The 21,359-nt window shown below is 40.7% G+C and carries 19 protein-coding genes; 16 read left to right on the top strand and 3 right to left on the bottom strand.

Annotation, left to right across the window (positions count from 1 at the left end; all coding sequences use genetic code 11):
* Positions 1-242: 242 nt before the first annotated feature.
* From G8782_RS06040 to G8782_RS06025, 4 genes are all read left to right on the top strand, one after another.
* Positions 243-1,517 carry a sugar ABC transporter substrate-binding protein gene (locus tag G8782_RS06040; RefSeq protein ID WP_172369969.1) on the top strand — a complete coding sequence of 425 codons (1,275 nt, stop codon included), beginning with the start codon at positions 243-245 and terminating at the stop codon, positions 1,515-1,517.
* Positions 1,518-1,600: 83 nt separating this feature from the next.
* On the top strand, positions 1,601-2,536 hold the full coding sequence (locus tag G8782_RS06035) for a carbohydrate ABC transporter permease (RefSeq protein WP_172370241.1): 936 nt from the start codon (positions 1,601-1,603) through the stop codon (positions 2,534-2,536).
* A gap of 35 nt (positions 2,537-2,571) precedes the next feature.
* Positions 2,572-3,375 (top strand): carbohydrate ABC transporter permease, encoded by an 804-nt coding sequence (locus G8782_RS06030; protein WP_216667800.1) that lies wholly within the window; start codon positions 2,572-2,574, stop codon positions 3,373-3,375.
* Complete coding sequence (locus G8782_RS06025) at positions 3,376-4,311, top strand: Gfo/Idh/MocA family protein (protein ID WP_172369967.1); 936 nt, start codon at positions 3,376-3,378, stop codon at positions 4,309-4,311.
* Positions 4,312-4,335: 24 nt separating this feature from the next.
* Here the strand turns inward: G8782_RS06025 and G8782_RS06020 are convergent, their stop codons facing one another.
* Entirely contained in the window at positions 4,336-5,685 is a 1,350-nt protein-coding gene (locus G8782_RS06020) for a GTP cyclohydrolase IIa (RefSeq protein ID WP_172369966.1), read from the bottom strand.
* Positions 5,686-5,809: 124 nt separating this feature from the next.
* On the opposite strand from G8782_RS06020, the gene G8782_RS06015 reads away from it, so the two are divergent.
* The 12 genes from G8782_RS06015 (at position 5,810) to G8782_RS05960 (ending at position 19,760) form a co-directional block, all read left to right on the top strand.
* Positions 5,810-6,826 carry an NAD-dependent epimerase/dehydratase family protein gene (locus G8782_RS06015; protein ID WP_172369965.1) on the top strand — a complete coding sequence of 339 codons (1,017 nt, stop codon included), beginning with the start codon at positions 5,810-5,812 and terminating at the stop codon, positions 6,824-6,826.
* A 1-nt stretch (position 6,827) separates the two neighbouring features.
* On the top strand, positions 6,828-7,883 hold the full coding sequence (locus tag G8782_RS06010) for a dihydrodipicolinate synthase family protein (RefSeq protein ID WP_172369964.1): 1,056 nt from the start codon (positions 6,828-6,830) through the stop codon (positions 7,881-7,883).
* A gap of 12 nt (positions 7,884-7,895) precedes the next feature.
* Positions 7,896-8,900: a zinc-dependent alcohol dehydrogenase gene (locus G8782_RS06005; RefSeq protein WP_172369963.1), complete on the top strand. Its 1,005-nt coding sequence runs from the start codon at positions 7,896-7,898 to the stop codon at positions 8,898-8,900.
* 18 nt (positions 8,901-8,918) lie between these two features.
* Positions 8,919-9,971: a Gfo/Idh/MocA family protein gene (locus G8782_RS06000; protein WP_172369962.1), complete on the top strand. Its 1,053-nt coding sequence runs from the start codon at positions 8,919-8,921 to the stop codon at positions 9,969-9,971.
* Entirely contained in the window at positions 9,972-11,543 is a 1,572-nt protein-coding gene (locus G8782_RS05995; RefSeq protein ID WP_172369961.1) for an FAD-dependent oxidoreductase, read from the top strand.
* Entirely contained in the window at positions 11,540-12,376 is an 837-nt protein-coding gene (locus G8782_RS05990) for a sugar phosphate isomerase/epimerase family protein (RefSeq protein WP_172369960.1), read from the top strand. The genes G8782_RS05995 and G8782_RS05990 overlap by 4 nt, the downstream gene beginning before the upstream one ends.
* A 15-nt stretch (positions 12,377-12,391) precedes the next feature.
* A complete protein-coding gene (locus G8782_RS05985; RefSeq protein WP_172369959.1) occupies positions 12,392-13,081 on the top strand; it encodes a hypothetical protein in 690 nt (229 codons plus the stop codon).
* Entirely contained in the window at positions 13,078-14,052 is a 975-nt protein-coding gene (locus tag G8782_RS05980; RefSeq protein ID WP_172369958.1) for a Gfo/Idh/MocA family protein, read from the top strand. The genes G8782_RS05985 and G8782_RS05980 overlap by 4 nt, the downstream gene beginning before the upstream one ends.
* Positions 14,053-14,152: 100 nt before the next feature.
* Entirely contained in the window at positions 14,153-15,847 is a 1,695-nt protein-coding gene (locus tag G8782_RS05975; protein WP_172369957.1) for an alpha-glucuronidase family glycosyl hydrolase, read from the top strand.
* Positions 15,837-17,432, top strand: a complete 1,596-nt coding sequence (locus tag G8782_RS05970; RefSeq protein WP_172369956.1) for an FAD-dependent oxidoreductase — start codon at positions 15,837-15,839, stop codon at positions 17,430-17,432. Before G8782_RS05975 ends, G8782_RS05970 begins: the two co-directional genes overlap by 11 nt.
* Positions 17,433-17,449: 17 nt before the next feature.
* Positions 17,450-18,400 (top strand): GNAT family N-acetyltransferase, encoded by a 951-nt coding sequence (locus G8782_RS05965; protein ID WP_216667764.1) that lies wholly within the window; start codon positions 17,450-17,452, stop codon positions 18,398-18,400.
* Between the two features lie 154 nt (positions 18,401-18,554).
* Positions 18,555-19,760 (top strand): acetyl-CoA C-acyltransferase, encoded by a 1,206-nt coding sequence (locus tag G8782_RS05960; protein WP_172369955.1) that lies wholly within the window; start codon positions 18,555-18,557, stop codon positions 19,758-19,760.
* A 42-nt stretch (positions 19,761-19,802) separates the two neighbouring features.
* On the opposite strand, the gene G8782_RS05955 is transcribed toward G8782_RS05960, so the two are convergent.
* Both G8782_RS05955 and G8782_RS05950 read right to left on the bottom strand, forming a co-directional pair.
* On the bottom strand, positions 19,803-20,486 hold the full coding sequence (locus G8782_RS05955) for a DUF4956 domain-containing protein (protein ID WP_172369954.1): 684 nt from the start codon (positions 20,484-20,486) through the stop codon (positions 19,803-19,805).
* Entirely contained in the window at positions 20,455-21,249 is a 795-nt protein-coding gene (locus tag G8782_RS05950; protein ID WP_172369953.1) for a polyphosphate polymerase domain-containing protein, read from the bottom strand. The genes G8782_RS05955 and G8782_RS05950 overlap by 32 nt, the downstream gene beginning before the upstream one ends.
* Between the last annotated feature and the right edge of the window lie 110 nt (positions 21,250-21,359).

Genomic DNA, 21,359 nt, shown 5'->3' with positions numbered 1-21,359 from the left:
GGAATAATGTAACCTAAAATTGAGTCATCGGACAATTTAGTTATTTCAGATTTCCGAGAGGAACTTAGAAGTAGACTTCTAAACTTTCAAAAGTCTGATACTCGTAAGTGTCCAAAAGTTACTGATGATAGCGTTTTCAACAAACCTAAAATATATCAAAAGAGGTGTTGCTGTTCATTCGAAAAAGCGCCAGAAGATTAATGCCGAGTGTAAATTAGCAAACTTAGAGAGGGGTTAATTGAATGAGAAAGTTTAAATTTTTGATTGTGTTTATCTTAGTGGGGCTTCTCCTTGTCGCATGCGATGACGGAAAGAAAGATGAAAAAACAGATGGAGAAAAGAAACCTGTTTCTGGAGATGACGGAAAGCTGTCCGGAGAAATCACAGTATGGGCGCATCCTTTCACAGCAGACCAAGAAGTAGAAGGGAAAATGTGGGAGGAGATTATCGCCTCTTACGAAGATGCAACTGGCGTTAAAGTTAATTTCGAACAAATTCCTTGGGCGAACCGCGACCAGAAGGTATTGACTGCTTTGGCTGCGAATAACGGACCGGATGTCTTTTATGTAATCCCAGACCAAATGCCTCAATATGCAGATGCTGGTATGTTACTAAGTTTGGACCAATATTTAGAAGGCTTCGATATTGAAGATTTCGTAGATACTGCGCTCGTCTCGACTACTTGGAAAGACGAATTATATGGATTGCCTATTTTACAAGAGGCATACACTTATTTTTATAACGTCGATGTCGTGAAAGATATCGGTGAAGATCCAGAAAACTTGCCTGCAACATGGGAAGAGTTTGAAAAATGGGCAGAGAAAGCAAAAGAAAAAGGTTATTACGCAACAAGTTTCCAAGGCGGAGGTTCAATGAACGGTACATTGTATCCATTCCTATGGCAAGCCGGCGGGCAAGTTGTCACAGAAGATAACGAAGTTTTGCTCAACAATGAAGCTGGTGTGGAAGCCTTTGAATTTATCAATAAAATGTACGAAAAAGGTTGGATTCCTGAGGATTCTATCACAGCAATGGAACATAATGCGCTTTGGGATGGCGGGAAAATGTTAGCCGTACAAGGTTCAGGAAACTCAGTAAGTCGTATGTTGGACCAGGATCTTTTCGAATTCGTAATTGCTCCTCCGATGAAAAACAAAGAGCAATTAACATACGGAACTACTGGAATGTTCGTCGCTCCAATCAATACGGATAACCCAGCAGCTGCCGCTGAATTCATCAAAATCGTGACAAATACAGACAATCAGAAGAAGTTCAACACTGTAACTCAATATATTCCTACTCGGGAATCTGCAAAAGATATCTTTAGCGAAAATAAATACCTTGAGCAGCTTGCAGGCTACACTCAATATGCTCTTCCAGGTGTAATTCACCCAGAAGGCCGGACAATTATGCCAATGATTCAAGCTGAACTTCAAACAATGTTGGAAGGTAATAAAACGCCGAAACAAGCAGCTGACGATGCTGCGGCAGCGGTTGAAAGCAAGATGGGGAATTAATAAGTTGGTTAACGTAGAGAGTTTAATCGTTTCTTGATTGAACTCTCTATCATTGACTTTAGCCAAGAGAGGGTGTGTTAACACTGAATAATGCAGTTACTTCCAAGGTCAAGAAAACTAGGTTGCCATTCGGAGAAAGAGTGAAACGGGAATGGAACCGAAACGCGATTGTTTATATCTTCTTAATCCCGGTTATTATTCATTTTATTGTGTTTCAAATCTATCCTTTCTTATTAAGTTTTTATTTAACATTTATGGACTGGAAAGTAATAGGAGATCCGGAGTTTGTTGGTGTAAAACACTGGCAACATTTCCTATCGGATAAATTAGCTTGGAAAGCATTATGGAATACAGTGATGTTTTCGGTTTATTACATTATTCCTACAATGGCTTTAGGTTTAATCTTGGCGCTAATCATTAATTCGGGTGTTAAAATGGCTGGTTTCTTTAAAGGCGTATTTTTTCTTCCTGTTGTCACTTCCTTCGTAATCATAGCCGGAATTTGGGGTTGGCTTTTCGGGGGAACAGAAGCTGGAATGATCAACTATCTAATTAGTTTTATAGGAATTGAACCGCAGTTGTTTTTAGCGAATTCTAGTCAGGCACTAGCAGTATTGGCCGGGTTAAGTATTTTCAAAGTCGGCGGCTCCACGATGATTTACTATTTCGCAGGACTCCAATCAATCGACAAGCAATTGTACGAGGCTGCAAGAATCGACGGCGCGTCAGCGATAAAAATATTTTGGAAAGTCACGTTTCCGTTATTAAAACCGATTCACTTTTATGTGGCAATTACAACGACAATCGGCTCTTTTCAAATTTTCGATTCTGCTTATCTTTTGACCGGTGGCGGACCGAATTATGCGACGACCACGATTGTTTATTACTTATATGAACAAGGATTTACTGGCCTGAACTTGAGTTATGCGGCTGTACTTTCTTATGTCTTGTTTGCGATTATCTTGGTTATTTCGCTTATCCAGCGGAAATATCTAGGCCAAGAATCTAAGCATTATTAAATATGGATGCTTGTTTAAAGGAGCCTGATTAAATGTTGAAAAAAGTTATATCATATACAGCATTATTTATATTGGGATTCTGTTTCTTATTGCCTTTTGTCATCATGATTTTCGGGTCGTTTAAGGATGTCGAATTTGCCCAATTGGATCCGCTTTTCTGGATACCTGAAGACCCAACATTGAAAAACTATATATATATTATGAGAGATGGTTTATTCCTTAGATGGATACTGAACTCTATCATAGTCACGGTTATTCCGGTGGCGAGTCAGATGATCTTTTGTGCAGTTTTAGGCTATATTTTCGCGAAGAAACAATTTCCTGGAAGAGAGGCAATCTTCTGGACGTTCATGGCAGTTATCATGATTCCGCAACAACTTTTAATCATTCCAAAATTTATCATGTTTTCCGACTTTGGATGGATTAATACATATTGGGCATTGACTGTACCAGAGTTATGGGGAATTATGGGCGTTTTCCTAGTGAGACAATTTCTTCAAAACATCCCGAATGATTTGGAAGAAGCGGCCTATATTGACGGAGCTAATGATATTCAAATTTTCATGAAAGTCATCCTTCCTCTTTCCATACCGGTTGTCGCGACAGTGGGAACTTTTTCATTCATCTCCAACTGGAATGATCTATTCCAACCTTTAATTTATTTGACGCAGGAGAAGATGTTCCCGGTTACTCTCGGTTTAGCTTCAATGCTCGGGAAAGAAGGGAATTTCGGTTTTGAAATGGCGGGTTCTGCAGTATCCTTTATTCCGACATTCCTCATTTTCCTATTCTTCCAGCGTTATTTTACAGAAGGGATTCAAATGTCTGGTTTGAAATAAATGCGCTTTATCAAAGGGGTGACGTTCATCCGCATGATCAAAATAGGAATCATCGGTTTAGATACTTCGCATGTTATCGAATTCACTAAGTTATTAAATAACCCTAATGGATTAAACCATGTACCCGGTGGAAGAGTAGTTGTTGCCTATCCCGGCGGTTCGGAAAACTTTGCTATAAGTAAATCCAGAGTCGCCAAGTTCACAGAGCAAATGAAGAATGATTTCGGCATTAAAATCGTATCCACGATTAAGGAACTGGCGGAGCAATGCGACGCCATCATGCTTGAATCCGTGGACGGCGCCGCGCATTTGGAACAATTACGCGAAATTGTCTCGTTTCGAAAACCCATTTTTATCGATAAACCATTTAGCGTTAGTACTGAAACGGCTGAGGAAATGATTCAATTGGCCAAAACTCACAAAACATCTTTAATGAGTTCTTCTGCATTGCGATATGCGGAGAAACTGAAGGGAAGTCTCGCTAAAACGGATAAAGGGCGAATCATAGGAGCCGATTGTTTCGGACCGATGGAGCTGATTGATGAAGGTTCCGGGTATTTTTGGTACGGCATTCATTTGGCAGAGATGCTTTTCGCTATCTTGGGGCCTGGCGTTCACTCTGTCACAACGATTGCAGAAAAGAAGCATGATGTAATTATTGGTGCTTGGACCGATGGAAAGATAGGAACAGCTAGAGGAATCAGGGAAGGAAATCCACGTTTTGGAGCTTTGATACACTTTGAAAGTGGCAAGGAGTATTTCGAAGTGGATTCTGCTCAAAAACCATTTTATGCAGGTTTAGTAGAGGAAATTATTGAGTTTTTTACTACCGGATGTTCAAAAGTGCCTATAGATGTAACGAAGGAAATTATTCGTTTCGTCGAGGCGGCCAATGAGAGCGCAGTAGCTAAGAAAACGATTAAAGTAGGGCCGTGAGATTAGGTATGCGGCCCTTATTTTTTAAAGGAGATGCTCTTCCTCTATAAAACTCAATCGGTAAATGCGGCGCGGTCTTCCTTTGTGCGTTACTTTTTCTTCGCCGATTATTTCTACTAATTCTGCATCGGTCCATTTTAATAGAATTCGGTTGGCGCTCCTGAGTGTAACGTTTAGAGTTGATGCCAATTCTTGTGCTGTGTAGTTGATTTTTTTTTGACGCGAAACGCGTGCCATCAGCTTTGTCATATAAGCAGCTGACATTCCCGCTTTTTGAGCTTTATCCAAAAGGTGCGGGTCTGTAATTGCTAAATTATAACGTTCATATTGTTTATGCGTTGTGATATCAACAGGTCCAAGTACGCTTCGATCTTCACGAACAATATAACAAACATTACCACCTAATTCCTTTGATTGGCGAAGGGCGAGGCGAGCATGATTTCCTGCTTCTGCGGCAGTGCGACCAAAACCGACACCGAGGCTGATCGTGATTCCTAGTTCATTTTTGATTTCTTGAAGCAAAGGAATAAATTTATATCCTCTAGTTTCACGTTCGAAAATGCCGCGTGTTGTGATGAATGAGTATTCTTCGCCTCCTAGGTTGATAAGGTGGCCATCTAGTAATTTTATATAATCAAGCAGCATTTGTTGGATATTCAGTTTTAATAATTGAACATCATATTCAGTTGAATATCTTTCAATAACGCCTTTGAAGTCATCGATATTGATCAAACCGAATACAATTTGGGATTCTTTATTTCTACGCGTATTCGTTGCCAATAAAGCTCTTTCCAAAGAGACAGTCATGTCCTGCTGAGTAGGTGTTACCCACTCATTTGGTATATCGAGTTCAGAAAGTCGAATGGCAACTTCTTGGATGCCGGTTAACGCGATGGCTCCAAATGACTTATGGTTGTCTATGTGAAATTGGACAACTTCGTCAATTAGAGAAGACCCGTTATAAAGAATAATTTCGTAATTATCTTCTTTAAGTTCCATTAGAATTTGTTCAACATATTTTTCTTCAACCGTATCGATAGATAAGCAGTTCAAACTATACCCGCTTTTTATAATAGACAAAGATCTGTAAAGACCAGTACCCATCAACGGCATATGATGCACCGGAATGGTGAAATCAATTGCTTGTTTCACGCTTTTATAAGCATGATATTCCGTGAAGATTAATACTTCAACGTCATTCATCAAATCTTTAGTGATGTCAGGTATAACCGTGTCGTTGTCAATTACACGAAAAATCGGTTTGAAATTTGGAAAGTTTTTTAATGTTTCCCGTGTGCGATTTACAAGTGCTGCGGGTGTAATAATTCCAATATTAATTTCCGAATTGTCATTAACTGTATGTTTTTCAGGCATAGAATTTCCTCCTATTCTATTAAAAGACTTAATAAAGACTTGTCTTTTAATAAGAGTGTATCTAGACTTATGTTATAAGTCAATTTTGTATATTCGGATTATTGATTATTTGAGGAGTGGTGGAATGAAAACGCTAGCGGAGTTAGAGGAGTTTATGACTAGGCCATCAGAAGAGCTAGTCAACGATCTAAAACAGTTGGACGGAGATATTTTAATCTTAGGGGTCGGCGGTAAAATGGGCCCTACTTTGGCAAAAATGACGAAGAGAGCAATCGATTTAGCTGGTCTTGATAAAAAAGTTATCGGCGCTTCTCGTTTTTCTTCTGGAAGTTTAAAAGAGGAACTAGAAGCTTCGGGAATTGAAACGATAGTTGTTGATTTACTAGACGACGAGCAGCTGCAAAACATGCCGGATGTGAAGAATATAATCTTCATGGCAGGAAACAAATTCGGAACATCGGGTAACGAACATTTCACATGGGCGATGAATGCTTATCTGCCGGGAAGAATCGCTGAAAAATTTAAAAACTCCCGAATCGTTGCTTTCTCATCCGGCAATATTTATCCGCTGACCAATGTTGTGAATGGCAATTGTTCAGAAGAGACTGCGCCTAGTCCAATAGGTGAGTATGCGCAGTCTTGTTTGGGAAGAGAGCGAGTGCTTTCGAACTTTTCATATTCTAACAACACGCCAATGTTACTTTTTCGGTTAAATTATGCGATCGATATGCGATACGGTGTTTTATTGGAAATCGCGAAGCATGTCATTGAGGAAAGGTCGATTGATTTGACAATGGGAAGCGTAAATGTCATTTGGCAGGGCGATGCAAATGAGTATGCAGTCCGTTCACTTCTACACTGCGATACACCGCCGAAGATATTAAACGTGACGGGTCCCGAAACAATTTCGGTCCGCTGGTTGGCGAAAGAATTCGGCACACGTTTCAATAAAACACCGTTATTTGAAAATGAAGAGGAGGAGACCGCCTTATTGAATAACGCTTCTAAAGCGCATCAACTTTTTGGCTATCCAAAAGTCACACTTCAACAAATGATCGACATGACTGCTGAGTGGCTCCTGAACGATGGTGAAATGTACGATAAGCCGACTCATTTCCAAGAGCGGAAAGGAGAATTTTAAAATGGTAAGTTCTGTTGTTCTTGAACATTTGCACAAAGGAACTGTTATTCCGGCGCATCCTCTTGCATTGACAGAAGATCGCAAACTCGATGAAGCGGGGCAACGCGCTCTTACTCGTTATTATATAGATGCAGGGGTTGGCGGGGTGGCGGTCGGCGTTCATACTACGCAGTTTGAAATACGCGATCCGCAGTTTAATCTTTTTGAAAAAGTATTGACATTGGCAATTGAAGAACTTAAAAATGCGCAAGTTCCAGAGTCATTTATAAAAATTGGCGGAATTAGCGGACCTGTTGAGGCTGCCGTTAAAGAAGCGAAGTTTATCAAGTCGATTGGCTATGACTTTGCATTGCTGAGCATGGGCGGCTTGGCTGATGCATCTCCAGAAGAACTGCTAGAGCGGACGAAAAAAGTTGCAGAAATTATTCCAGTTATCGGTTTTTATTTACAACCTGCAGTCGGAGGACGTGTTCTCTCGTATGATTTCTGGAAAGAGCTCGCTGATATTCCGAATGTTTACGGCATCAAGATAGCACCGTTTAATCGGTACCAGACGCTCGATGTAATGAGGGCGGTATGCAACTCGAAAAGGAATAAAGAAATCGCTATCTATACCGGAAATGACGATAATATTGTTGCCGATCTTTTGACGACGTACCGTTTTCAAATAGACGGGAAACAAGTAGAGAAAGAAATCGTGGGCGGTTTGCTTGGCCACTGGTCGGTCTGGACGAAAACTACTGTAGATATTTTTAATGACATAAAGAAAAGTAAATCAAATGGGAACATCCCGGCTGAATTATTGACCCTTGGGCAAGAAATCACAGATGCCAATGCTGCGTTTTTTGATGCAAGTAACCAATTTAAGGGAAGTATTGCGGGCATCAATGAAGTTTTAGCGAGGCAAGGAATTCTGCAAGGGAATTGGTGTTTAGCTGACAGGGAAAAACTGAGTCCAAATCAACTGGAAGAAATCGACCGTGTTTATGCTGAATACCCTCATTTAAACGACGATGCATTTGTGAAAGAGAATTTATCAAAATGGTTCAATCAATAAGGAGCAGATAGCATGAAAACAATTATTGCCAGGGATAGAAAAATCCAGATTATTGAACAAGCGGAACCGATAATTCTACAATCCAATCTACTAATCGAAACAAGCTATTCAGCCATCTCGCCAGGAACAGAACTTGGGCTGATAGAAGAGAGCGACGGCCGGGATCTTGAGTTGGGCTATAGTGCGGTTGGCATTGTCTTGGAGTGCGGGGAAAATGTGAAGGGGTTTCAAAAAGGAGATATAGTTGCCTGTTACGGAGCTCCTTATGTGGGACATCGTGAGAGACTTCTTGTTCCGACCACTTTATGCGCTAAAGTGCCGCCTGGTGTGGATATAAAAGAAGGTGCATTGGCAGGGATAGGTGCCATTGCAATTCATGCATTGCGGATTGCTAAATTGTCTTTTGGAGAAACGGTTGTCATTGTCGGGTTAGGCGTACTCGGTCAAATGATCGCGAAAATTGCCAATGCGGCGGCTTATAATGTCATCGCTTTTGATATTCAATCAGATCGAGTTGATATGTTATCAGGCGATAACGGAATCCGGGCGTTTTCATCGCTTTCAGAAATGGAAAATGAACTTGCACGTTGCACGAATAATCAAGGTGCGGATGCCGTTTTATTGTGTGCGGGCGGCAAACGGACGGAACTGACCGATTATTGTCTGGAATGGGTTCGGAAGCAAGGAAAAGTTGTGATTGTTGGAGATATAGAACCCGTTTTCCCGCGTAACCAATTATTTGCTAAAGAAGCGCAAATTCTTATTTCGCGCGCAGGAGGTCCCGGTCGCTATGATCCGGTGTACGAGAAGCAGTCAATCGATTATCCCTATGGATATGTGCGTTGGACCGAAGGACGGAATTTAGCGGAATATGTACGTTTAATCAGTAATAAAATGATTGATGTAAAACCATTTTTAAAAGACGAAGTTGATTTTAAAGATGTTCCTGTCGCCTACGATGAGTTGTTGGAACGGAAGAAAGATAGGTTAACCAAAATCATCAACTATAAAAAATAAGGGAAGGGAGTTTTGTGCATGCTGAAAGTGGGAGTTATTGGAGGAGGTTCAATTTCCGAGTTTCATATTAAACCGTATGTGCAAAACGCTAATGCACAACTGATTGCCTTATGCGATAAGAATAAAGAACGTTTAGCTGAAGTGGGCGCTCGCTATGGTGTTGATAATCTCTATGCTAATTATGAAGATTTGCTGGCAAATGAGGAGATTGATGCAATTAGTATTTGCACTTGGAACAATACCCATGCGGAGATTGCTATTGCTGCTTTGGAGGCTGGGAAACATGTATTGGTCGAGAAGCCTTTAAGTATGTCTGTGGCAGAAGCTTTAGCGGTTGAGGAAGCTGTCAAGAAGTCGGGGAAAATATTGCAAGTAGGCTTTGTCAGAAGACATGGGGACACTACAAAATTATTGAAACAGTTCGTCGATCAAGGCGAACTTGGCGAAATTTACTATGCGAAAGCTTCTTGCATCAGAAGACTAGGAAATCCTGGCGGCTGGTTTAGCGATAAATCGAAATCCGGGGGAGGGCCGCTCATCGATTTAGGTGTTCACATGATTGATATTAGTTGGTACCTGATGGGGAAACCTCGTCCAGTATCAGTCAGCGGCAATACATATAATCGACTTGGCAACCGTAGCAATATTGAGAATCTATCTTTCTATAAAGCGGCTGATTATGACCCGAGTTTAAATGATGTGGAAGATTTGGCGAATGCATTGATCAGGTTTGAGAACGGGGCGTCTTTATTCATCGATGTCAGCTTTACGCTTCATGCTAAGAAAGATGAATTGTATGTCAAATTGTTCGGTGAAAGTGGCGGTGCTGAGATTGAACCTGAGTTGGCAATCGTCACGGAAAAAAATAATGCGATTTTGAATATAGAGCCGCAAATTGATAATTTGAGCTTCGATTTTGAAGGAGCTTTCACGAATGAGATCAACCACTTCGTTGACTGCTGTCGTGAAGGAAAGGAAACGATTGCTCCGGTAGCTGACGGCGTACAAGTGATGAAAATACTGGACGCGGTCTATGAATCGGCTGCTACAGGAAAGGAAGTCTATCTATAAATGGTAACGACTCATGCGGATGTTTTGATCATTGGTGGCGGTTTGGGTGGCTGCGCTGCGGCATTATCGGCATGTGCCGACGGCTTTCGCGTATTGTTAACCGAAGAAACGGACTGGCTCGGAGGACAAGCGACATCGCAAGGGGTTCCGCCAGATGAGCATCAATGGATTGAAGATTTTGGCTCCACTAGAAGGTATCGAACATATCGCCAGAAAGTGCGTGAAACGTATTTAAGAGTGATGGATGTGAAGGATGAGACTGAAGCTTTTAATCCTGGAAATGGACTGGTCAGCAACATCTGCCACGACCCGAGAGTTAGCGTCCATGTGTTGAATGAAATGCTTTTGCCATATGTTTTATCAGGCCAGTTGACAATTGAGTTGAACACCATCGTCACATCTGTCGATAGAACCGGCGGCCTGGTGAAAGATGTAACCTATCGAAATAAACTAACGGGAATTATCGGTGTGGCTGATGCACTATATTTCATAGATGCAACAGAAGCGGGTGATGTCTTGCCATTGGTCGAAGTGCCGTATGTAACCGGTGCCGAAGGAATCTCGGAAACGAATGAGCCGCATGCATTAACGACAGCGGATCCGAAAGACATTCAAGCATTTACGTATGTGCTGGGCATGGAATACAGGGCTGGTGAGGACCATACGATTCCAGAACCAAAATTATATTCATTTTGGAAAGACTATCATCCGGATATTTGGCCTGAAGCCTATTTAAGTTTTTTTGCACCCCATCCAATTACAAAAGAGAAAAGAGAGTATACACTCTTCCGTGAAGAAACCGGTTTTCCGCTGTGGGAGTACAGGCGCAGTTTAGATGTCCTGAATTTTAATCTGCCAATTGATGCTGGTGATGTCAGCTTAATGAATTGGCCGATGAATGATTATTTTTTAGGGAATATTTATGATGTAACCGAAATGGAAAAGGAAGAAAATAAGTTCAAGGCAAAGCAGTTAAGCTTGTCGTTGCTTTATTGGCTTCAAACAGAAGCGCCGCGGCCAGATGGAGGTAAAGGATATCCCGGGTTGAAACTGCGTAAGGATATTTTCGGAACTGCAGACGGGTTGGCGAAAGCTCCTTATATAAGAGAGTCCAGAAGAATAAAAGCGTTATATACAATTGTTGAACAGGATGTATCGCCTGATCTTAATAAAGGAAAGACAGGGAAATTGTATGACGACAGGGTTGGCATCGGTTCCTATAGCATCGACTTGCACCCGAGCATGACCGGAAGAACATATCTGGATATCAAAGCACTACCTTTTCACATCCCATTAGGCGCATTAATTCCAAAGGATATCGATAATTTATTGGCAGGTTGCAAAAATATTGGCACGACCCATATTACCAATGGTTGTTACAGGCTTCATCCGACGGAATGGAATATCGGAGAAGCATGCGGTGCCCTTGCAGTCTACTGCATAAAAACAAATGCAACGCCGCGAGAAGTTAGGGAAAACAAAGTGTTATTGACAACGTTTCAAGATAAATTGCGGGCAGATGGCTTTGAATTGGAGTGGCCTGATAAATTTTACGAAAGGGAGAGTCTATGAATATTAGCGTGAGCATGTACAGCCTTGCATCGACGATAAAAGAAGAAAATTGGTCCATTATCGATTTTATTGACTATGCCAGTACCATCCCGGTTGATGGCGTGGAGTTGCTTGATATGTATTGGACTGACAATAATAAAGTAGAAGCCGGACAAGTGATAAGGACGTTGGATTCTCTCGATCTAAAAGTATCCGCGTACGACATCAGCAATAATTTTGTCAAAGAAACAAGTGAAGAACGTGATGCTGAAGTGAAGAAGGTTCTAGATGGAATTGAAATGGCGAAAATCTTGGGTACGGATATTGTTCGCGTTTTCTGCGGCGACCTTAAAGGTGAACTGACATTCGAAGATGGGGCTTCATGGATTATTGAAGGTTTGAAAACATGTGCAGAAGCTGCCGAAAAAGCGCATGTATATCTGGCTATTGAAAATCACGGGTTGCTCGCAGGGAGAAGCGAGCAAGTAGTTGAAATCCTGAAAGAAGTGAACAGTCCTTATGTGAAGTCCACGTTTGATACGGGAAACTTTTTGCTTGTTCATGAAAAGCCGACAGAAGCTTTTGATCAGTTAAAGAACGAAATCGTCCATGTTCATTTTAAAGACTTTCGTGAAAAAAATGTGGCTGACTCATTCAAAGGTTTCCGTTCAACAGAAGGGGTGGAACTGATTGGCGTAATCCCTGGCGACGGCGAAGTAGACCTCGCATATATTGTTGATGGTTTGAGGGAAAATAATTATGACGGTTGGTTGTCGATTGAATATGAAGGCTTTGAAGATGCGAAACTGGCAAATGAAGAAGCGGTTAGCCGGTTAAGGAACCTATTGAAATAGTGGGGGAGATACAGCATGAAACTCTTATACGCTAATATTAAAAAGCTAGACGTGAGCTCATTAGGGAATTGCAGTGTAGTGGGATCAGTGAAAGAAATCAAGGACACAAATAATGAAGGCGCAATCTATATATTGCCAGTAACGAAACTGGAGTCGGGTTTGCCTGAGAATGCAAAAGTATATATGCCGTTCAACAGCGCAATCTTACGAAATGGCTGGCGCGTGTATTTTGATTTGGAAAGTTACTCCTTTTATCAAAAAGCTAAAGAAGTCATTGAAAAAGGGAAAGCTTCCAAAGGCGTTTTTCGGTATCGGAGAATTATTAGAAATGACTATGAATCATTGGTTATCGGAGATTTATTCGTTCTTTTTTCTTTATTCGGCGAACCTCGAGATATCCAAGTGAAAATCACAGATCAAACATTGACTCCAGCGCATACAATTTTGACGCTTAACTTTGGCGAGGGAACGTTGGCTCATGTCGAATTTACAGTAGGTGCCGATGATAGAATAGAACTCGAATGGAGCGGTATCAATACCATTCTTGAATTTGACAGTGATCAAACGAGATCAATCCAGCCTGACGGGGCATCACTAAGATATTCAATCAATTCGATTTTAGAAAAATCGCATAGAGTTAATTTAGAGTTAATAACGCGGTTGAATAAAATAAATGAATTACTAGGCGGAGGTGATCATTCATGAAAATTGGAATGATGAGTTTCGCGCATATGCATGCTTATAGCTACGCGGATAGTCTGCTGAAAATGCCAAATGTTGAGCTGGTTGCCATTTTTGATGAAGATATGGAACGCGGGCAGGATGCAGCCCAACAATTTAATTCTGTCCATTACTCCGTTCAAGCGGAATTTCTGGCGTTGGATATCGATGCCGTCATTATTTGCAGTGAAAATAATCGTCATAAAGAAATGGTCATTAACGCGGCGAAGGCGAAGAAACATATTTTATGTGAAAAACCGATCGCTACGAATCTAAAAGATGCCCAGGAAATGATCGATGTTTGCAAAGAACATGAAGTGATTTTCCAAATCGCCTATCCAGTGCGTTTCAGTTCACCAATCAGAGAGCTGAAACAAATGATTGATAACGGCGAGTTGGGCGAAATTGTAGCGTTCCGAACAACGAATCGTGGACAAAATCCAGGTGGTTGGTTTATCGATAAAGAACAATCGGGCGGCGGAGCTGTATTGGATCATACTGTTCATATGGTGGATATCATGCGGTGGTATTTAAATGAAGAAGTTGTCGAAGTGAAAGCTTTTGTAGATTCATATTTTCATGATATTGACATTGATGATGCGGGCATCCTTACATTGGAATTTGAAAATGGCGTGATTGCCTCGCATGACGCGAGTTGGTCCCGTTTTGCACAATATCCAACATGGGGAGATGTCATGATTGAAGTCATAGGGACGAAAGAGATTGTCAGAGTGGACGCGTTCAACGAGCATATTCGATTTTTTTCTAATGCAAAGAAATCTTTGGAACACATATTTTACGGCAGTGACATGGATTCTGGCTTGGTTCGCGATTTCGTCAATTGTATAGAAGAGGGTAGAGAACCTTCAGTGACGGGTTATGATGGGTTGAAATCGTTGGAAGTTGCGTTGGTTGCTTATGAATCTAGTGAGAAAGCAAAAACAATTAAGTTATAAACAAAACAGAGCTATCAATAAGATTAACAATAAATGTATAAAGGGCGATGACACGTTGATGAACCCTATAGCGAGGTATTAAATAAAGAAGGTGTTATTTATGGATCAAATCATTTATTGGGATACGCACGAGACTGTACTTTTTGCAGTTGAAGAGCTAGCGAGATTAATGAGGGGAGCCGGTGCTGAAAATATTATCAGTGACCGTGCTTCTTTTTTGGAGCTAGAAGAGAAATATCCGAGAATTATTTTGGTTGGCATTGAGGAATACAAAAGTTACATGGGGGTAGAGATTTCACTTAATGATGACGGTTTTGCGATAGTTCATGCTAACAATGATACGTGGATTATCGGGAATGAAACGAGATCGATACTGTACGGTGTTTATTATTACTGTAGGGAGCGTTTCGGTTATCGTTGGATTGAATTGGAGAAAGAGACGATTCATCCAGTAAAAAATACGATGTCGGAGAAAGATAGGTCGTATATTCATAAGCCTTTATTTGAGAGGCGTGGCAATATCCTAGAAACAATTGATGATCCCGCCTATATTAACTCATTGATCGATTGGGGAGTTAAAAATGGTCAAAATGAGTATTTTTTTACATTTTTCTTATGGGATCGAATTAAATCTTATGTATCGCCAGAATTGCAAAAACGAGATGTGAATGTAACGCTTGGAGGCCATAGTCTCAGTTATCTACTAAAGCAAATTCAACAAGATGATTTTAATGAAGATCTAGAGGAAGAAGAGAAACTTAAATTCTTTGCAGAAAATACGATTCTTCAAGAAAAAGTGATTCAAAAAATCGTTGAAATCTGTTTAGAAAATAGTGTCATCAATAGAGTTTCTTTATGGCCTGAAGATGTGGGAATTGATGAGAAAAATGCGGATGGATTTTTACATAATTATATCCGTTTTACAGAAAAGGTAAAGGAAGCGCTAAGTGTCAAGGCGCCCCATGTAGAGGCTGAGTATATAGTTTACAATGCAGGCTTGTCATGGAATATGTTGGCAAGAGACCAAGAAACAGAAGCATCGAGTCAAGTAGACGCATTGTATGCCTACTGGGGAAGGGATTACTCAACCTCGATTGACTCAGGGGAACAAATACAAGAGAGAGCGTATCAGGCATTAGAAGACTGGATTAAGCAAACAGGAAAAAAGGGAAGGTCATTGACGGTTCTTGAGTATTATAGCGATCACTTTATGCTGTCGGAAATTTTTCCGCCGCTTTTAACGAGAATTCAAAAAGATTTACTAGATTATAAAACAATGAATGTTGAAGGCGTTTTAAACTTGATTGTTCCGATACACCGTAAAAAGAATGCGCCTGTATTTCTAGCAAATTATCCGTGGAAATGGATACATCATTTAAATAACTATTTTTATACCCGAATTGCCTGGGGCGAGCAGTTTGAAGTCATTGTAGAAGAGTACTTTACAATATTCAATGAAGATAAAGATTTTTTTCATTCCATAATCATGAAATTGGAAAATATGGTTTCCCGACATACCAAATATAATGTGCCTTTATTTCCTGCAAGGATTGTTGACCCCGAAAAAGTTCCTGAGCCCGATAATGATTTAAGGATAACGGAGTATTTGGAAGAAGTTGAGACGTTTTTAGCTACTTTAGAATTGGATAGGGCTGAATCTTCATGGCCGATTGAAACAAGTAAAAGTGCTGTATCTTCGAAAGAAATGATGTTGATTTATCTAACCCATCTGAAAAAGTCAGTGAATTTATACGCTGATGCATGGGCTAATGGAGGTCGAAGCGATGAGCATTGAAAATCTACATTATTATAAGCCGACAAAAAACCTGTCGACACCGGAATTAATCGAAAAAGATATTATTATTTACGGTGGAACACCAGCAGGCATAACGGCAGCTATTCAAGCAACAAAAATGGGGTCGACCGTGGCAATAGTTGAGTTCAGCAATCATATTGGCGGCATGACTGCGAGTGGGCTGGGTGCAACCGATTTAGGCGCGGAAGCCGCAGTTGGGGGACTTTCAAAGGAGTTCTATCAACGAATTGCAAACTATTATGGTAAAGAGAAACAATGGACTTTTGAACCGAAAGCTGCACAGTTTGTGTTTGCCCAGTGGATCAAAGAATACGAGATACCCGTTTATTTGAATCAGTATTTGTGTGAAGTCATTAAAGATGATTTGAAAATTACTGGAATTTCCATGGAGAACGGGAATCGTTTTAAAGGAAAAGTATTCATGGATTGCAGTTATGAAGGAGATTTGTTGGCGAAAGCGGGGGTTTCTTTTTTTGTCGGAAGGGAGTCCAACGCAACCTACAAAGAAATTTATAACGGCATTCAATTAGGCGCGCTACATCATAAATTTGAGAAATGGATTGATCCTTATGTAATTGAAGGCGAACCTGAAAGCGGCTTATTGCCAGGCATAATGGGAGATAGTCCAGAAGAATTAGGTTATCAAGGACAAGGGGATCATCGTATACAAGCGTATAATTTCAGGATTTGCATGACCAAAGTAAAGAACAATCTAGTCCCGTTTCCAAAACCGCCTAAATATGATCCGAGGCGTTTCGAGTTACTGCTTCGTTACATAAAATCAGGTGTGTGGGATGCAATGAATCTTCACACGATGCTGCCGAACGGAAAATCCGATTTGAATAATTACGGTGCGGTTTCAACAGATAATATTGGCATGAACTATGAATGGCCCGAAGGCAGTTACGAAAGACGCGAGGAAATTTTCCAGGACCATGTGAATTATGCATTAGGAATGTTGTATTTCTTGGCGAATGATGCGCGTATTCCAGAGGAAATCCGTAAAGAGGTGGCATCTTGGGGATTGCCGAGAGACGAATTTAAAGACACGGGACATTGGCCGCATCAGCTTTACATCCGTGAAGGGAGAAGAATGATTTCGGATTACGTCATGACAGATCACAACTGCCTACAACAGACGTTTGTAGAGGATCCGATCGGATTGGCATCATTCCATATGGATTCACATAATTGTCGACGTGTTGTAATTGACGGCAGATGCGTGAATGAAGGCGATGTTCAAGTACCGATTCCTCCTTATGAAATTTCATATCGTTCTATCCGCCCTAAAGCGGATGAATGTACAAACCTGCTAGTTCCAGTTTGTTTATCGAGTTCCCATATCGCTTATGGTTCAATTCGAATGGAACCGGTTTTCATGATTTTAGGACAGGCTGCAGGTACGGCGGCTTCATTGGCGATCAAACATAACCGAACTGTTCAAGATGTGGATTTTGATGAATTAAAACAGGAACTTCTAAATGGGGGACAAGTTGTCCAATGGGGCGAGGACATGGTGGATGACCCGTTGACACGTATGAAAGAAACATTCGGAAAAGAATAGAATGCGGGGGGACAGATTTGAAGTTAATTCCATGGCATGCTGAACGGATGGAAGAACTACTTGCGTTATGGGCTAAAGAATTATCAAAGGACTTTCCGATGCGGGAAGAGTTGTTCAAGCAAAACAGTTTTGATGATGTGAATATTTCCTATGAGAGTTCTCACATTGCGGTAGATGATTCAGATGAAGTTATCGGATTTGTCGTTGCGAAACGGTGGCAAGAGGAAATTGATGTAGGCATGGATCCAAAAAGAGGCTGGATTCAAGTGTTGCTTGTTGATAGTGAGCATCGTAAAAAAGGAATAGGCACGGCGTTGCTTCATCGAGCTGAAGCTGATTTAAAGAAGCGAGGCATTAAGGAGTTGCAATTGGCAGGGGATCCTTTTCACTATTTTCCTGGAATTCCGGATCAATATAAGGAAACTCAAAAATGGGCGGAGAAAAAAGGTTTTATTAAAAGGGTAGATACTTATGACATGATTAACCATTTAGAGAAAAGCTACCCGCTCCCTGAAGATAACACGGTTGAATTTTCATTGCTTAAAAGGGATGAGAAGGATGAACTTATTTCATTTCTGGAAAGATGCTTTCCAGGTAGATGGGTTTATGAAGCAATCAAGTATTTTGAAAAGAATGGGGACGGCCGGGAATTTCTTGTATTGAAAAAGAAGGGGCGCATCATCGGATTTTGCAGAATCAATGATGCGGATTCACCGTTCATCGCGCAAAACGTCTATTGGAGCCCTTTGTTTGAAGGGTCAGTCGGCGGTATTGGACCGCTGGGAATCGATTCAGAGGAACAGAAGCAAGGTTACGGACTTGCTATCGTGCAAGCGGCAATGGCTTATTTGCAAGTGAGAAAAATTGAAACCATTATAATTGACTGGACCACCTTTCTGGATTTTTACGGGAGACTTGATTTTACCCCGTGGAAAAAGTATGGAGTCTATTTGAAAAATCTAAAGTGAACGATTATACAGGTGAAGAAAAAATGCTTCTTCACCTGTTTTTTAATCATAACTGCGAGATTTATAGGACTTCGAAATGTCTTCACTAATTTGATTAGCGGTTGCCAAGAGAAGCGGGACGTAAAATTCTTCAATCTATTAAAGGGGGATTAACATGGCAAGAGAAGTAGTCATAGTAGATGCTGTACGCACGCCGATTGGAAGGTATAAGGGGCAATTTAAAAATGTCCGCCCGGATGATTTAGGGGCGGTTGTCATTAAAGCATTGCTCGATCGAAATCCTGCACTTGATCCGCTGTTAATTGATGATGTTATTTTAGGGAATGCGAACGGTGCGGGTGAAGACAATCGAAATGTTGGCAGAATGTCATTGCTTTTGGCAGGTTTACCGCTAGAAGTGAGCGGGACAACAGTGAATCGTTTATGCGGCTCAAGTTTAGATGCAATCAGCATGGGGGCGCGATCAATTCTTTCAGGTGAATGCGATGTAATCATTGCAGGCGGTACTGAAAGCATGACGCGAGCTCCATTTGTGATGGGGAAACCTGAACATGATTTTCCGCGTGGAGATATGGGTTTACATGATACGACTATGGGGTGGAGATTTATTAATCCCAAATTGAATGAAATGTACGGAACAGAATCCATGCCGCAAACAGCAGAAAACGTTGCTAAAAAATTCAGTATTTCTAGAGAAGAACAAGATGCTTTCGCATACAGAAGCCAGCAGTTAACGAAGATAGCGAATGATACAAATCGATTCGAGGATGAAATCATTCCAGTTACTGTGAAAGATCGAAAAGGAAATGAAATTATTATCAATCAAGACGAACATCCGAGACCGACGACGACTTTGGAGAAATTAGGGAATATACGTCCATTATTTGAGGATGGAACAATAACAGCTGGAAATGCTTCCGGAATAAACGACGGGGCTTCGGGTGTCATTCTAATGAGCGCTGAACTAGCGGAAAAATTAAAACTGAAGCCGCTCGTTAAATTTGTAGGTTCTGCAACAGCGGGTACAGAACCATCGCTAATGGGATTAGGTCCAATCTATTCCACGAAGAAAGTAATGGAGCGATATGGTCTAACTTCTGAGGACTTTGATTTGGTGGAAATCAACGAAGCATTTGCCTCTCAATCAATCGAGTGCGTGAAACAACTCGGGTTGGATATTGACAAGGTGAATGTCAACGGCGGGGCTATCGCGTTGGGCCATCCACTAGGGGCAAGCGGGACGCGTATCTTGACAACACTTATTTATGAAATGAAAAAGAGGAATTCGAAACTAGGATTAGCTTCCATGTGCATCGGAGTTGGGCAAGGGATCTCTGTTGTCGTGGAAAATATAGATTAATGAAATTAAAAACCGTTCTTAAATTAAGAACGGTTTTTGTGCTCAGTCTCTCATCTCTAAATAGGACAGAGATACTTTCAAATTAGCATTTCTCTCACGAATGACATTAAGCAACTCTTGATCTTTCGTATCGACTTTACTGCGTATCGCAAATGTATATAAAATCATTGTTCCCAGGTTTGTAGTTTCGACTTGACGAAGCTGATAACTATCCGTTTTCTCTTGTAAAATATCATCAAATAGGTTTTCATCATTTAAGTTTTCAGGAACAGTTATTTTTAAAATTTGCGTATCTTTGCCTGCCCCGTAATCTACTTTATAGAGTAAGTAAAACACTAGGCTTGCAAATAAAGTCAGTACAATGGCAAGTTCGAATTGGAATAATCCTGCAGTCATGCCGACGCAGAGTCCGAAGAAAATATAAGCGATGTCTTTCGCGTTAGTCACAGCACTTCTAAATCGGATCAGTGAAAACACTGCGAATAAACCGAATGCAACTCCAGCATTTCCGCTAACCACATTCATAACAACAGCAACAATAACACTCATCATCACAATCGTATGGACGAATGCTTGTGAATAACGCTCACCTGTAAATGTAATTTGGTATACCTTTGTTATGATTAAGCTAAGTACTGCTGCAATCGCCATAGCTCCGATGCTCATCCATATAGTAGGCTCGCCTTCTAATCCATTAAATTGAAACAAATTGTTTATGCTTTCCATTTGTAACGCCTCCAATTGTTGTTGTTTCCATCCACTCATTGTGTGGAAGGTCATCTCCATATAATAATTCGGTACTCGTGCAGAACTTTGAAGCGCTCCGCTGTTCACAATCTACTTCTTGTAGAAAACGTGTAAGCCATAGCGGCACGCTATCATTTACTTTTACTTCGAGGACAACAAGATCTTCATCGATAAAACTCTCACCGTATGGACCATTCTCAAGTGCTAAATCTTCATTTCGACACTTCAGGTCCAAGTCAAAAGTAATTCGAAGTTCAGGATCCGTAGTTCCGTGAAATGCATGTCGATTATAGCTGACAATCATCTCAGGAAGTAAATTGTAGAATCTTCGAAAATGATCAATCTCTTTTAACACTTGATTGTTTGATGTTTCATACGTAGATAGATCCTCAGTTTCATCATTTTCCAAATACCGATAGGCTTCATTTAACGGCAAGACTAGACGTCGTTTATTGACCACCTTATTATGCTTTTGTTTCACTTCGAAAAACGCATTTCCATTTCGATCCGTATCATCATAGACGCGCAGTCGTAATTTTTGACGATACTTTAATTTGTTTTTTGTCTCAAAATAAATTTCCTTATCAGGGTTTTCGAAATAAAGGCTTGTTACGGTATATCTACCATCTACCCCGTACTTATCAAAACGCATATAAGGTGAGATCTTTTCAACAAGTTGTTCGTACTGCAATCGCGTTATTAAATACTTTTGTTCCCGCCGGCTAAAAATCTCGATAGCCATTTAATCACTCCTCTATGTAATAACAACCATCCTTGATTTGGATTACTCCTATCATAGTATTTCGTTATGTGAATTCATTGTGAAGATTATTAGAATGTCATGAGAGTCCT

The organism is Sporosarcina jiandibaonis, from assembly GCF_013184495.1.
In the GTDB taxonomy this organism is placed as follows: Bacteria; Bacillota; Bacilli; order Bacillales_A; family Planococcaceae; genus Sporosarcina; species Sporosarcina jiandibaonis.
The sequence above is the reverse complement of the archived record's forward strand: the minus strand, read 5'-3'. Positions and strand labels throughout refer to the sequence as shown.